12 protein-coding genes and 1 pseudogene are annotated in these 14,039 nt (G+C 73.9%); 6 read left to right on the top strand and 7 right to left on the bottom strand.

The annotated features are described in order from the left end of the window. Positions 1–39 precede the first annotated feature (39 nt). Positions 40–1,305: an AAA family ATPase gene (locus UXQ13_RS12615; protein ID WP_336392408.1), complete on the top strand. Its 1,266-nt coding sequence runs from the start codon at positions 40–42 to the stop codon at positions 1,303–1,305. 12 nt (positions 1,306–1,317) lie between these two features. Then, the gene (locus UXQ13_RS12610; RefSeq protein WP_225235666.1) at positions 1,318–2,820 is read left to right on the top strand and encodes a VWA domain-containing protein; all 1,503 of its coding nucleotides are present in this window, start codon (positions 1,318–1,320) and stop codon (positions 2,818–2,820) included. A 33-nt stretch (positions 2,821–2,853) separates the two neighbouring features. Here UXQ13_RS12610 and UXQ13_RS12605 read toward each other — a convergent pair whose 3' ends face one another. The 5 genes and pseudogenes from UXQ13_RS12605 to UXQ13_RS12590 all read right to left on the bottom strand — a co-directional run bounded on the left by UXQ13_RS12605 (position 2,854) and on the right by UXQ13_RS12590 (position 7,361). Next, complete coding sequence (locus tag UXQ13_RS12605) at positions 2,854–3,501, bottom strand: MadR family response regulator transcription factor (RefSeq protein WP_225235665.1); 648 nt, start codon at positions 3,499–3,501, stop codon at positions 2,854–2,856. Continuing rightward, positions 3,494–4,858 carry a GAF domain-containing sensor histidine kinase gene (locus UXQ13_RS12600; protein WP_225235664.1) on the bottom strand — a complete coding sequence of 455 codons (1,365 nt, stop codon included), beginning with the start codon at positions 4,856–4,858 and terminating at the stop codon, positions 3,494–3,496. Before UXQ13_RS12600 ends, UXQ13_RS12605 begins: the two co-directional genes overlap by 8 nt. Then, positions 4,855–6,066, bottom strand: coding sequence for an iron-containing alcohol dehydrogenase (locus tag UXQ13_RS12595; protein ID WP_225235663.1), 1,212 nt, complete (start codon positions 6,064–6,066; stop codon positions 4,855–4,857). The genes UXQ13_RS12600 and UXQ13_RS12595 overlap by 4 nt, the downstream gene beginning before the upstream one ends. Positions 6,067–6,776: 710 nt before the next feature. After that, positions 6,777–6,857: pseudogene (locus tag UXQ13_RS23670) on the bottom strand (Lsr2 family DNA-binding protein); the annotation flags it as partial. A 30-nt stretch (positions 6,858–6,887) separates the two neighbouring features. Continuing rightward, on the bottom strand, positions 6,888–7,361 hold the full coding sequence (locus UXQ13_RS12590) for a hypothetical protein (RefSeq protein WP_225235662.1): 474 nt from the start codon (positions 7,359–7,361) through the stop codon (positions 6,888–6,890). A 109-nt stretch (positions 7,362–7,470) separates the two neighbouring features. On the opposite strand from UXQ13_RS12590, the gene UXQ13_RS12585 reads away from it, so the two are divergent. After that, positions 7,471–8,187: a polyamine aminopropyltransferase gene (locus UXQ13_RS12585; RefSeq protein WP_225235661.1), complete on the top strand. Its 717-nt coding sequence runs from the start codon at positions 7,471–7,473 to the stop codon at positions 8,185–8,187. 125 nt (positions 8,188–8,312) lie between these two features. Here UXQ13_RS12585 and UXQ13_RS12580 read toward each other — a convergent pair whose 3' ends face one another. Both UXQ13_RS12580 and UXQ13_RS12575 read right to left on the bottom strand, forming a co-directional pair. Further along, a complete protein-coding gene (locus tag UXQ13_RS12580) occupies positions 8,313–9,158 on the bottom strand; it encodes an SDR family NAD(P)-dependent oxidoreductase (RefSeq protein ID WP_225235660.1) in 846 nt (281 codons plus the stop codon). Further along, the gene (locus tag UXQ13_RS12575; protein WP_225235659.1) at positions 9,155–10,714 is read right to left on the bottom strand and encodes a flavin-containing monooxygenase; all 1,560 of its coding nucleotides are present in this window, start codon (positions 10,712–10,714) and stop codon (positions 9,155–9,157) included. The genes UXQ13_RS12580 and UXQ13_RS12575 overlap by 4 nt, the downstream gene beginning before the upstream one ends. 83 nt (positions 10,715–10,797) lie before the next feature. On the opposite strand from UXQ13_RS12575, the gene UXQ13_RS12570 reads away from it, so the two are divergent. From UXQ13_RS12570 to UXQ13_RS12560, 3 genes are all read left to right on the top strand, one after another. After that, positions 10,798–12,021 (top strand): PucR family transcriptional regulator, encoded by a 1,224-nt coding sequence (locus tag UXQ13_RS12570; protein ID WP_225235658.1) that lies wholly within the window; start codon positions 10,798–10,800, stop codon positions 12,019–12,021. A gap of 71 nt (positions 12,022–12,092) precedes the next feature. Then, positions 12,093–13,115, top strand: coding sequence for an iron-siderophore ABC transporter substrate-binding protein (locus UXQ13_RS12565; protein ID WP_225235657.1), 1,023 nt, complete (start codon positions 12,093–12,095; stop codon positions 13,113–13,115). Between the two features lie 31 nt (positions 13,116–13,146). Beyond that, the gene (locus UXQ13_RS12560) at positions 13,147–14,022 is read left to right on the top strand and encodes a serine hydrolase domain-containing protein (RefSeq protein ID WP_225235656.1); all 876 of its coding nucleotides are present in this window, start codon (positions 13,147–13,149) and stop codon (positions 14,020–14,022) included. The last annotated feature ends 17 nt before the right edge of the window (positions 14,023–14,039 follow it).

Genomic DNA, 14,039 nt, shown 5'->3' with positions numbered 1-14,039 from the left:
CCCGCGGCCCCCCCCCCCGCCCCACCCGTGAGGACGACGATGACCTCCCCGGCCGGCTCCCCCGAGACCACCGCCACCCCCCGCCCCGACGACTTCACCGACGTCGACGACGTCGCCCGCGCCTTCGCCGAGCACGGCTACGTCACCGACCGCCGACTGGCGACCACGACGTTCGTGATGAGCCGGCTGGGCAAGCCGCTGCTGCTGGAGGGACCGGCCGGGGTCGGCAAGACCGAGCTCGCCAAGACCCTCGCCCGCGCCACCGGCCGCAGGCTGCTGCGGTTGCAGTGCTACGAGGGCCAGGACGAGACCAAGGCGCTCTACGAGTGGGACTACGGCAAGCAGCTGCTCTACACCCAGATCCTGCGGGACAAGGCGGCCGAGCTGCTCACCGACACCACCTCGATGGCCGAGGCCGTGGACCGGGTGGCCGAGCAGGACAGCGCCTTCTTCTCCGAGCGGTTCCTCGCCGCCCGCCCGCTGCTGGAGGCCGTCCGCTCCCCCGAGCCCGTCGTGCTGCTCATCGACGAGGTCGACCGGGCCGACGAGGCCCTGGAGGCGGTGCTGCTGGAGATGCTCGCCGAGTACCAGGTCTCCGTCCCCGAGATCGGCACCTTCGTCGCCGAGCACGCCCCCTACGTGATCCTGACCAGCAACAACACCCGGGACCTGTCCGCTGCGCTGAAGCGGCGCTGCCTGCACCTGTTCCTGGAGTACCCCGACGCCGAGCGCGAGCTGGAGATCCTGCGCTCGAAGAAGACCGGTCTGGACGACGCTGCCGCCAGCCAGCTCGTCGACATCGTGCGCGGGCTGCGCGGGCTGGACCTCCGGAAGTCCCCGTCGATCTCGGAGACGATCGACTGGGCGCGCGTCCTGGCCGTCCTGGGCGTCACCGACCTGGACGCGGCGATCCTCGCCGACACCGTCTCGGTGGTCGCCAAGTACGAGCGCGACGTCGAGCGCTCCCGGGCGGCCCTCCCCCGGCTGGTGGACCCCAACGCCACGGTCCCCCACCCGCACGACCACGACCACGGGCATGACCACGGGCACGTCCACGACCACGGGCCGGGCACCCACCGGCACGACGAGGACACCGGAGGCAAGCAGGTCCGTGCTGCCAAGGACGTGCCCGGCCGCCACGACGAGGAGTACTACGGCCAGCGGAGCAGCGGATCCGGGGAGGGCACCGCCGGCGGTGCGCGGGAGATCCCGGCGACCACCCGGTCGGTGACCGCAGCCCAGGGCGCCCGCTCCTTCGCCAACCGCGGCGGGCCCAAGAACTCCGCCCGCCGCCGTCCGGTCTGAGCGGGCCGGCCGATGGAGGGCGCACTGCACCGGTTCATCCGGCTGCTCCGGTTGCGCGGCATGCGGATCTCGACCGCCGAGGCCGTCGACGCCTTCGCCGCAGCCGCGGCGGTCCGGGTCGGTGACCGGGACGCCCTCCGGGCGGCGCTGGGGGCCGCGCTGCTCAAGGACCGGCGGGACATCGACGTCTTCACCGACACCTACACGAAGTTCTTCGGGCTGGTCGCGGTCACCCCGGAGGACCCCGAGCACGGGCACGCCCACGACGAGCTGGTCGACGAGGGCGAGCTGACGAAGATGACCTGGTCCCAGGAGCCCGGGGCCGAACCCGAGCAGGGTCACAGCCACGGCAAGCCGATGGACATCCGGGAGTTCTTCAGGCCCGAGGACCTCACCCAGCAGTACAACCTGCACCAGGAGGCCAACAAGGTCGACCTGGCCAGCCTGACCCAGCAGATCGTGCTGTCCAGCGAGCCGGTCGGGAACCCCGACGGCCAGGAGAACGTCCAGGTCGAGGTCGGCCGCCTGCACGACCCGGGGCTCCCCGGCGACCTGGTGCGCGCCGGTGGCACCCAGCTCGACGTGGAGCTGTCGGTGGCCCAGCAGCAGGCCCTGCGGGACTGGCTGGCCAACCCCGTCGACGACCTGGACCCCGAGGTCGCCGAGGCGCTGCGCCGGCAGCTGGCCGGGATGATCGACGACCTGCCCGAGCTGCTGCAGGCGCACCTGCAGAAGCTGGCGGAGATGACCGACCTGGCCATCGAGGAACGTGAGCTGCGCAGCGCCCCGGTGCAGCGGGTCACCGAGGCCGAGCGGGCCCGCATCGAGGAGTCCCTGCGGCGGCTGGCCACCTCCCTGCACGGCGGGCTGACCCACAAGAAGCAGCGCTCCAGCCGGGGGCGGATCAACGTCAGCCGCACCATGCGGTCCAACATGAGGTACGACGGCATCCCCTTCCGCCCGGTCACCACCCGGCTGGCCGAGGACAAGCCCCGGCTCGTCGTCGTCGCCGACGTCTCGCTGTCGGTGCGGACCACCGCGCGCTTCACCCTGCACGTGGTCCACGCCCTGCAGGACCTCTTCGCCCAGGTCCGCACCTTCGCCTTCGTCGACGACGTCGTGGAGATCACCGACCTCTTCGACGAGCACCCCCTCGAGCACGCACTGGGTCTGGTGTTCGGCGGCGACGTCATCGACGTGGACGCCACCAGCGACTACGGCACCGTGTTCGCGAAGCTGGCCGCCGACCACTCCGGCGCGTTCACCCGGCGCAGCACGCTGCTGGTCCTGGGCGACGGCCGGGGCAACGGCAATGCCCCCCGGGTCGACGTCTTCGGGGACCTGGCCCGCCGGGTGCGGGAGACGATCTGGCTGACCCCCGAGCCGCGGTACTCCTGGGCGCTGGGTGGCTGCGACCTACCTGCCTACGCCGACCACTGCGACCGGGTGGAGGTCATCAGGGACATGTCCGCCCTGGAGGGGTTCGCCACCGACGTCACCACCCGGGTCGTCTGAGACAGCGGGACCCGGACCGGCGCCGCAGCCGGCTCAGATGAGGCCGAGCTTGGAGCCGGCGTAGACGGCCTCGGCGCGCCGGGAGACCGACAGCTTGCGCATCAGGTTCCCGACGTGGAACTTGGCCGTGGTGGCCGAGATGTACAGCTCCCGGCCGATGGCCGCGTTCGACAGGCCCCGGGCCAGCAGCGTCAGCACCGCCTGCTCCCGGCTGGTCAGGCCCGGGCCCGGCGACGGCGCGGTGCCCCCGGCCAGGGACCGGACCACCATGGCGGCGCTGTGGCTGTCGAAGGCCGACTCACCGCCACGCACGGCCCGGATCGCGGCGACCAGGGCCACGGCGTCGACGTCCTTGAGCACGTAGCCCCGCGCCCCGGCCTGGATGGCGCTGAGCACCAGCTGCTCGTCCAGGAAGGTCGTCACGACCAGCACGCCCGGGGCCGCCGGCTGCCGGGTCAGCTCACCGCACAGCGCCAGCCCTGCCGTGTCGGACCCGGCCGACAGCTTGAGGTCCAGCAGCACGATGTGCGGGCGTTCGAGGGCGACCAGGTCCAGCGCCTGGGCCGCGGTGGCGGCCTCCCCGACCACCTGGATGTCGCTCTCCCGCTCGAGGATCGACCGCAGGCCCTGCCGGACGATCGCGTGGTCGTCGACGACGACCAACCGGATGGGCTCAGCCATCCTGCTGCCCCGGGGGCGCTGCACGCCGCGGGATCCCGGGGCCGGCCGGGTCCGCGGGCAACCTGACCTCGACGCGGACGCCGCCCATCCGGGCGCGGGTGAACCGCAGCACGGCACCCACCTCCTGCGCCCGGGACGCCATGTTGCCCAGGCCCCGGTGCGCACCCTCGCGGGCGCCGGCCCGCAACGAGCGGCGCAGCAGCTCGGGGTCCCCGGTGCCGTCGTCGGAGACCGACAGCCGCACGCCGTCCACGCGGTAGGCCAACCGGACCGTGCACCGGGAGGCACCCGCGTGCCGGGTCACGTTGAACAGGCACTCCGCGGCGATCTTCACCAGTGCTTCCTCGGCCTGGGCCGGCACGGGGGCGGGCCGGCCCTCGACCCGGACCGCGACGGTCAGGCCGGGGACCCGGTGCTGCTCGGGCAACCTGCCCAGCAGCTCGGGCAGCCTGGACGACGCCTCGTCCAGGTGGTCGCTGGACAGGGTGTGGATGGCGGCCCGCAGTCGCTCCACGGCTTCCCGGGTCAGCGCCTTGGCGTGGCCGAGGCGCTGGTGGACCTCGCCGTGGTGCTCGACCTCGGGGCGGCACCACTCGATGGCCATCCCGGCCGACAGCACGTGCTGGGCGACGCTGTCGTGCAGCTCCCGCGCGATCCGGTGACGCTCGAGGTCCACGGCCTCGCGCCGGGCGGCGTCGTCGAGTCGTCGCTCGGCGGCGGCCAGCTCGCGGTGCCGGTCGGCCAGGTCCCGGGCCCGCTGCTCGGCCTCGGCGTAGAGCTCCTCGGTGTGCTGGCGCAGCGCCTCGGAGCCGGCCAGCAGGGAGTCGCTGAGCAGCGCGACGGCGGACTGGTTGGCCACGATCCGCAGGATGGACAGGTCCCCCGCGGTGACCGCCGGCGACGGTCCGACCCAGGCCACCAGCGCCCCGGCCTGCTCGCCGTCGATGACCAACGGCACGACCACCGCGCCGTCGTCGTCGCGGCCAGGTTCGACCCTGGGGTGGGCCAGCGCGGCCGCGACCGAGCGGCGCACCCCTCCGGGCAGGTCGTCCAGGGTCCGCACCGGAGCCCCGGCCGGGCCGCGGGCGACCAGCCGCGGAGAGGCCAGGGGCAGCGCGTCCTCGGCGAGCACGAGCACCACCCAGGCGGCGGCCAGGTGCTCGGCGGTCGCGTCGACCACGGCCTGGCACAGCGCACCGGCTCCGCGGCCGGTGGCCGACAGCACCTGGGCGATGTGGTCCAGGGACCCCAGTGCGCGGGTCAGGCTGTCGGCGCTGTGCCGGTACTCGGCGTACCAGGTGGGTTTGGACGACCGCAGCCCGGTCAGCTCGTCCAGCCCGGGCGCGACGGCGCTCACATCGCGGCCCGGAAGAGGTCGGCCACCTCGGCCTGGCTGGCGTCGCGGGGGTTGGTCGACAGGCACGCGTCGGCCAGCGCGGTCACCGACAAGGTCTCCACGTCGCTGAGCCGGACACCCAGCTGGGCCAGCCCGGACGGGCAGCCGAGGTCGGCGGCGAGGTCGGTGACCGCGTCGGCGGCGGCCTCGGCGGCCGCCGAGGCGGTCATGCCCGTGGTGTCGATGCCGAGGGCACGGGCAACGGCGGCGAACCGGTCCGGGGCGGTGCGGGCGTTGAACCGGATGACGTGCGGGAGCAGGACCCCGTTCACCACGCCGTGCGGCAGGTCCAGCAGGCCCCCGACCTGGTGGCTCATCGCGTGGGTCGCACCCAGGATGGCGTTGGTGAACGCCAGCCCGGCCTCCAGGCTGGCCTGGGCCATGGCGGTGCGGGCGGCCGTGTCGTCGCGGTGGGTGAGGGTCCGTCGCAGGGAGCCGGCGATGAGCTCGACGGCGTGCAGGGCGTGCACGTCGGTCAACGGCCCGGAGGCCCGGGACACGTAGGCCTCGACCGCGTGGGTGAGGGCGTCCAGCCCGGTCGCGGCGGCCAGGTCGTCCGGCATCGTGGTGAGCAGGCGGGGGTCGGTGAGGGAGATGTCGGGCACCAGTGCCCGGCCGATGAGGGTGGCCTTGACCCGTCGGGCGGTGTCGGTGATGACCGCGAACTGGGACACGTCGGCGCCGGTGCCGGCCGTGGTCGGGCACATCACGGTCGGCGGGATGGCCGCGGTGACCCGGTCGACGCCCTCGTAGTCCAGGATCCGCCCCCCGTTGCTGGCGACCACGGCGATGGCCTTGGCGGCGTCGATCACCGAGCCGCCGCCCAGGCCGATGATGACGTCGCAGCCGCCGTGCAGGTAGGCCTCGACCCCCTCGGCCACCTCGTGATCCTTGGGGTTGGGGGTCATGTCCTGCCACCCGGTGGCCGTGAGACCGACACCGGCCAGGTGCTCGGTCAGCTCCCGTGCCCAGCCGGCCCGGGCCACGCCCTCGTCGGTCACCACGAAGGGCCGCCGTGCACCCAGCCGGCGGGCCGCGAACCCCGCCTCGGACAAGGCACCCCACCCGAAGACCACCTCGGGCACCAGGTACTTCGTGAACGCGCCCCGTGCCGACGCCGGCACCCCGCGCCCACCGACTGGTCCCCGGGCCCGCTCGGCATCGACCACCCCGGGAGCACCGCTCGCCGGGGACGCGGCTGGATCGACCACGATGCCGTGCACCCGTCACCTCCAGGCCGACGTCTGCGGAGCCCGACCGTAGCTGCCCGGACCGCCCCCGTGGTGATCGGCGTCACGATGGTGCAACGGTCCCGGTGACGCGCGGACCTCGCGGCTGTGCGTCGACGCCGACGGCGCGCGGACGACGCTCGAGCAGCTGTCGGCCCTCGTGGAGCGGTTCACCCCGGCCGACGCCGCCCTCGACGCTCGGGCGCTGTTCCGGCGTCCTCACCGCGACCTGGACGTCGGCGACCCGCCCGACGTGCCGCGGCCCGCACGGGACGGTTCGAGCTGGTCGACCACGAGAAGGCCGTCTGCTCGGAGCCCGCCATCGACATCGTCACCGGTCGCGGCATCGATGCCGCCGGTCGCTCGGTGCTCGTCCGGACGGACCCGCACGTCAGCACCGTGCTGCCGCCGGACGCGGTGGGCTGAGCTGCTGGCCGGTTGCCTCCGAGCTGCGACGGACGTCGAAGCCGCGCGCCTCCCTCACGAGGCACCATCAGGAGGGGCGGTTCGGGCTTCGCGGTGCCCGATCCCCGACCGGCCACAGACCGACCCCTGCGGTTCGCGAGCCGGGGTGTTGCTGCGACCGGCTCGTCAGGGACTCCCACAGGATCAGGGGGTGCGCCTGTTCGTCTGGGATGCGGAGTGGGCGCTCAGGCATGTTGCTGCAGGTAGGCGCGGAACACGTCTGCGGACAACCGCCCCCGATCGCTGACTTCCCATCCCTGGGTTCGAGCCCAGGTATCCCGCCGGTATCCCGCTGGTCAGCCCCTGCGGCCGGGCCCTTCAGCTCGTGCCGTGGCCCTGCCCGACAGCCACAGGCGGTCCAGGCGCCCGGTCGAACGGACGAGGTCGGCCAGGGCCTTCTCCAGCTCGGCCTTCTTCGGCTTCTCGGCCAGCAGGGTCTGCACGTCCTCGATCGAGCACCGCAGCTGGAACAGCCGGTCCTGCAAGCCATCCATCTCGGACTCGGTGACCAGGACGGTGCCCGGCGGCAGGTCCAGCTCCGCCGTGGTCGACCGGTGCTCGTAGGCGCTCTGCCGGCAGGACTGCCCGCAGTACAGCCTGGGCCGGCCGGCCGTGGTGTGCGGCGGGAGGACGGTGCGGCACCAGCCGCAGCGCCGTTCCTGCCCACCGACCCGGACCTGCTGCCGGGCGCGCTGGTCCCGGGCGCGAGCACCCCGCGCCCCGGACAGGTCCTCGGGTCCCATCCCGGGCACCGTCAGCTGGTCGGCCATCGCCTGGAACGTAGTCAGCGCGCGGCGGCCCCGCGGCGCCGGGTGGCGGTGAGGGTCAGGCCGCCAGCCGCGACCAGCAGCACCGACGTCCACGGAGGACAGTGCCCCCATGAGCGTGCGGTTCGAGGAGCTGGCCTGGAGTCCCACGCCGATCGGCGAGGTCTCCCTCCGGCGCCGCCGTGACCCGGCGACCGGGATCGACGTCTACGAGGTCAAGCTCGGCGACGAGTACCTGATGTCGTCGATGTTCACGGTGGCCGAGATCGAGGTGGCCCGGCTCGCGCTGGCCCGCGTCGACGGTCCGGCGCTCGACGTGGCGGTGGGCGGGCTGGGTCTGGGCTTCACCGCCCAGGCGGTGCTGGCCGACCAGCGGGTGCGGGAGCTGCTGGTCGTGGACCTGCTCGAGCCGGTCATCAGCTGGCACCAGCGCGGCCTGGTCCCGGTCGGGCCGGTGCTGACCGCCGATCCGCGCTGCCGGCTGGTGCACGGCGACTTCTTCGCGATGGCCGACGGCGCCGGCTTCGACCCAGACCGGCCTGGCCGCACCTACGACGCGGTGGTCGTCGACATCGACCACTCCCCCCGGCACGTGCTGGCCGACGACAACGCCTCCTTCTACGGTGCAGCCGGCGTCCAGTGGCTGGCCGCGCACCTGCGACCGGGCGGCGTCTTCTCGCTGTGGTCGAACGATCCCCCCGACGAGGCGTACCTGGCCGTCCTGTCGGGCGCCTTCGTCGACGTCGTCGCCGAGGTCGTCAGCTTCGCCAACCCGCTGCAGGACCGCCCGGCCACCAACACCGTCTACCTGGCCACCAACGCGACCTGACGCCCCGGGCCGACACCCGACCACCGGGCCTGGCGAGCGTCCGGCACGACCGCGGACGGCGCCGCTGACCCCGACGGCACGGTGCCGGCCCACCTGGAGCCGGGAGCCCCCTGCGGGTGACCGGGTCAGGGCTTGGCGTACCGCCCTGCGGCCCGGGCGACCAGCGCCGGGTAGCGCCCCGGCAGCAGCCGGACCAGCAGGTCCACGGCCTTGGCGTCCCGCCCGACCAGCATCCGCGACCGGTTGGCCTCCACGCCGTCCACGACGATGCGTGCTGCCTGCTCGGGCGGCATGCGCAGCAGCTTGTCGTTGTAGGCCCGGCGGGTGGCCTCCTCGGCCGGCGTGACCACAGCGCCCTGGGCCTGCGCGTGGTCGAACGCGGCGTTCGCGATGTTGGTCTTGACCCCGCCGGGGTGGACGACGGAGACCTGCACCGGGTGGCCACCGGTGATCATCTCGACCCGGAGGCTCTCGGTGAACCCGCGGACGGCGAACTTGCTGGCCGCGTAGGCGCTCATCCCGCCCTGCCCCATGAACCCGTTCAGGCTGGACAGGTTGACCACGTGGCCGTCGCCGGAGGCGATCAGGTGCGGCAGGAACGCCTTGGTGCCGTGGATGACGTCGAACAGGTTGATCCCCAGCACCCGGTCGTAGTCGACGAGGTCGTTGTCCAGCACGGCGCCGGACCCGGCCACCCCGGCGTTGTTGTACAGCTGGTGGACCACGCCGTGCTGCGCGACCACCTCGGCAGCGTAGGCCGCGACGGCGTCGCGGTCGGCGACGTCCAGCCGGGCGGTGTGCGCCTGCCCGCCGAGGGCCCGGACGCGCTCCGCGGTCTCCGCCAGCCCGGTCTCGGCGACGTCGGACAGGGCCAACCGGGCACCCCGCCCGGCAAGCTCGAGGGCCAGGGCGCGGCCGATGCCCGACCCCGCGCCGGTGACGACGGCGACCTTGCCGCGGACGTTGCTCATCGTGTCTCCTCCGTCGAGGTGGGGCCTGCACCACGGCCGGTGGAGGCGGTGACCAGGTCGTGCAGCGCGGCCGAGGACGTCAGCCGCAGCTCGGGGTCGGTGACGTCGGCGTCCCGCAGCAGCGCGACGTCGTCGGCGTAGTCCATCGACGTCAGCCACGGCTTGCGGTCGCCCTGGCGCGGGAGACCACCGATCGCGCGCTGCACGTAGCCCGCGCCGAAGTCCAGGAACGACCGGGTGGGCATGTCCGGGTCGGCCGGCACCGGGACGGCGGTGTCCTGGCCGGTGGCCTCCATGTGGGCCAGCAACCGGGTGAAGTGCTCGCAGAGCAGCCCGACCTTCAGCGTCCAGGAGGAGTTGGTGTAGCCGATCGCGTAGGCGAAGTTCGGCACCCCGGACAGCATCATGCCCTTGAACGCGAGGGTGTCGGACAGGTCCACCGGCTCGCCGTCGACGGTGATCGCGATGCCGCCGAAGACCAGCACGTTCAACCCGGTGGCGGTGACGACGACGTCGGCGTCCAGGTGCCGCCCGGACTCCAGCGCGATGCCCGTCGGGTCCACGGTGGCGATGCGGTCGGTGACCATCTCGACGTCCCCGGCGCGGATGGCGCGGAACAGGTCCCCGTTCGGGACGGCGCACAGCCGCTGGTCCCACGGGTCGTAGGGCGGGTTGAAGTGCGTGTCGACGTCGTAGCCCTCGGGCAGCTGCTTGACGTTGATCGAGCGGATCACCTTGCGGGCCCTGGCCGGGAACCGCTGGCAGAACGTGTAGATCAGGCGCTGCTGGGCGATGTTCTTGCGCCGGGTGAGGGCGTAGCCACGCTCGTCGCCGAACCAGCGCCTCAGCTTGGCACCCAGCGCGTCCTCCCGCGGCACCGGCAGCACGTAGGTGGGGGTGCGCTGCAGGATCGTCACGGAGGCTGCGTCGGCGGCGATCGAGGGCGCGATGGTGACGGCGGTGGCGCCGCTGCCGATGACGACCACCCGCTTGCCGGTGACGTCGAGGTCGGCCGGCCAGTGCTGGGGGTGCACGACCTGCCCGGCGAAGTCCACGAGGCCCGGCAGGTCGGGGGTGTAGCCGGCGTCGTAGCGGTAGTAGCCGCCGGCGCAGAAGACCCAGCCGGCGGTGAGCTGGTGGACCTCGCCGGTGTCGGTGTGCTCGACGTCGACGGTCCAGCGGGCATCCGCGCTGGACCAGGCGACGGCGACGACCTTGCGGCGGTACCGGATGTGCGCGTCCAGGCCGTTCTCGGTCGCCGTCTCCCGCAGGTAGGCCAGGATCTTCGGGGCGTCGGCGATGGACTGCCGGTCCCGCCACGGCTTGAACTCGTAGCCGAACGTCGACAGGTCCGAGTCCGAGCGGATGCCGGGGTACCGGAACAGGTCCCAGGTGCCCCCGGAGGCGTCCCGGGCCTCGAGGATCGCGAACGTCGTCCCGGGGCGCTCGGTGGTCAGGTACCGGCCGGCGCCGATCCCGGACAGGCCGGCGCCCAGGACCAGGACGTCGAGGTGCTCGAGGGGTGTGCCGGTCGCGTCGTCGCCGTCGGTGCTCACCGGTCCATCCTGCGGTGCCGCGCGACGCCGGGCACAGCGCAGCACGCACCACATCGGCGCCGGGGATGGTGCACGCTGCTGCGGTGACCACCCGGGAGACGTTGTCCGGACCGGCCCGCGAGCTGATGCGCCGGGCCGCCGAGCAGCTGCTGGACCCGGCGGCGACCTGGGCGGAGGACCTGCACGCCGCGGCCCTGTCCGGGGAGCTCATGCGCCCGATCACCGAGGACCCGGTGCTGGCCGCGGGCACCCGGCGGGCGAACCTGTCCAACCTCCGGCACTGGGCGGCCGCCACCGTCGCCGACCCGGGCGGCCGCGTGCCGCCCAACACCGGGGCCGAGATGCTGGAGACCAGCCGGGACATGGTGCGCCGCGGTCTGGACGCCCGCGGGCTGGATGCGTTCCGGCGCGGGCAGGACGTGGCCTGGCGCCGCTGGATGGACGTCTGCTTCGGCCTCACCGACGACCCGCAGCTGCTGCGCGAGGTGCTCGAGGTCTCCGCGGTGTCGGTGACCGCGTTCGTCGAGGACACCCTGGCCGCGGTGATGGCCCAGATGGCCCGCGAGCACGTCGAGCTCACCCACGGCGCCTCGGCCGACCGGCGGGCCACGGTCACGCTGCTGCTGGAGGGCGCGCCGATCCCGCTCGCCCGGGCCGAGGCACGGTTGGGCTACGGCCTGTCCGGGGCGCACACCGCGGCGGTGGTCTGGGCGGTCGGCGCCGACGCCCGACCCGCGCAGGTCGAGGCCGTCGCCGAGGCCGTCGCGCGGGCGGCGGGCGTTACCCGACGACTCACCGTCGTGGCCAGCGCCGCGTCCTCGTGGCTGTGGCTGCCGACCGACGTACTCCCCCGGGCCACCGACCTGGCCCCGGCGCTGGCGGCCGCCCCCGGCGTCCAGGTCGCCCTGGGCCGGCCGGGCCGCGGGGTCGAGGGCTTCCGGCGCAGCCATCTGGACGCCGCCACGACGCAGCGGATGCTGGCCCGGCCGGGCGTGGGGCAGCAGCTGGCCTCCTACGACGACGTCCAGCTCGCCGCCCTGCTCACCGGGGAGGGGGCGCAGGTCGAGGAATTCCTCACCGACACCCTGGGCGGGCTGCTGCACGCCGACGAGGACACCCAGGCCACCGTGCTGACCTACGTCCGCTCGCTGGGCAGCACGACCGCCACCGCCCACGCCCTGTTCACCCACCGCAACACCGTGCTGCGGCGGCTGTCCCGGGCCGACGAGCTGCTGCCCCGTCCCCTCGCCGAGCACGCGGTGGCCGTCGCGGCCGCGTTGGACCTGCTGCGCTGGCGCCGCCCCTGACCGGTGCGGGGGTGATCGCCGGCACATGGATAGTCTCCCAGAGTCAGGTAAGCCTTACCTCAGGAGATCCCGTGTCACCTTCGCCCCAGCGCGCCCTCGTGCTCGCCGCCGCCTCTGCCCTGGTGCTCGCCGGCTGCGGCGCCTCCGACGAGCCGGCCGCGACCGCGGGCTCGGACTCCTCGTCCGCGTCGTCCTTCCCGTTGACCATCGAGCACGCGCTCGGCGAGACCGTGATCGAGGAGGAGCCGACCCGGGTGGTCACCTGGGGCTTCAGCGACGCGGACGCCGTCCTGGCCCTCGGCGTGGTCCCGGTGGCCATGCCCACCGTCACCTACGGCGCGAACGCCGACGGGGTGCTGCCCTGGATCCAGGACGCCGTCGACGAAGCGGTGGCCGGTGGCGCCGAGCCGCCCGTGCTGCTGCCCGACAGCGCCGAGGTCCCCTTCGAGGCGATCGCCGCAGCAGCGCCGGACGTCATCCTGGCCACCTACTCCGGCCTCACGCAGGAGGAGTACGACACCCTCGCCGACATCGCCCCGACGGTCGCCTACGCCGACCAGCCGTGGACGACGCCGTGGCGCGACGTCGTCACCGGCGTGGGTGCGGCCCTGGGACGCGAGGAGCAGGCGGCCGAGCTGGTGGCCGACACCGACCAGCTGATCGCCGACGCCGCCGCCGCCCACCCCGAGCTGGCCGGCGCCACCGTGGCCGCCGTCTCGGACTTCGGCGGCACGTTCTACGTCTACGAGGGCGCCGACCCGCGGGTCGAGTTCCTCACCGACCTGGGCCTGCAGGTCGCCCCCAGCGTCGGGGAGCTGTCCACCGGCCAGTCCAGCTTCTACTACGAGCTCAGCTACGAGGCGCTGTCCGACCTGAGCAGCGACGTCCTGCTCACCTACTCCGAGGACCAGGCCGCGCTCGACACCTTCCTGTCCTCGCCCCAGGCCCAGACCATGGCCCAGGTCGTGGAGGGCCGGGTCGCTCCCGTGGTCGGGGCCGACAAGGTGTCCGCGGTCTCCCCGCCGACCGTCCTGTCCCTGACCTACAGCCTGGACGACACCGTCGCGGCGCTGTCCGCCGCGCTGGCTGCGTGACTTCCCCGGTGGCGGGCCACAGGTCCCGGCGGTGACCGACGCCCAGGACGTCCTGGACCAGCTGGTCCAGGACGTCCGGGACGACGGGTTCGGCGCCCACGCGGTGCACGTCCGCACCCGGACCGGCACGGCCGCGCACGCGTGGAGCCCCGACGTCCGCCGGGACGTGCACTCGATCGCCAAGGGCGTGTGCGTCCTGGCGGTCGGGATGGCGTGCGACGAGGGCCTGTTCGACGTCGACGCCCCCGTCGGCGACTTCCTGCCCGACGTGGCGCTGGGGTCAGGCGTCGACGCGGTGACCACCAGGCACCTGCTGACCATGACCAGCGGCATCGACCTGCCGTGGTCGGCGACCCTGCTGACGGACTGGCCCGACCTCGCCCGCGAGTTCCTCGGCCGGCCGACCGCCGGACGGGTCTTCCAGTACTCCAACGCCAGCACCTACACCTCCGTGCGCGCGCTGGCGGCGGTCGTCGGCGACGTCCACACCTGGCTGCAGCCGCGGCTCTTCGGGCCCCTGGGCATCCACGACGCCACCTGGGAACGCTGCCCCCTCGGCCACGTCGCCGGTGGCGGCGGCCTGCACCTGACCACCGCCGAGCTCGCCCGGGTCGGCCAGCTGATCGCCGACGGCGGCACCTGGGGTGGACGCACCCTGGTCTCGCGGCGGTGGACCGATGCGATGCACTCGGACTGGGTCCACCGGGACGCCGGCCCCGGGTACACCCGCTACGCCCTCGCCGGGTGGGGCGGACCCGGCGCCGCCTGGCGGCTGCACGGGGCCCACGGCCAGCTCCTGGTCTTCCACGACCGGGACGTCGTGACCGTCACCGCCGACGACCACGCCGGCGCCGACCGGATGGCCGCCCGCGCCGCCGCCGCCCTGGAGCGCCTGGGCAGCAGCTGAGCGGGCACCGCAGTTCT

The organism is Klenkia terrae (assembly GCF_037083865.1).
Classification (GTDB): Bacteria; Actinomycetota; Actinomycetes; order Mycobacteriales; family Geodermatophilaceae; genus Klenkia; species Klenkia terrae.
Note: the sequence above shows the minus strand (reverse complement) of the source record. Positions and strands in the feature narration are given on the sequence as shown.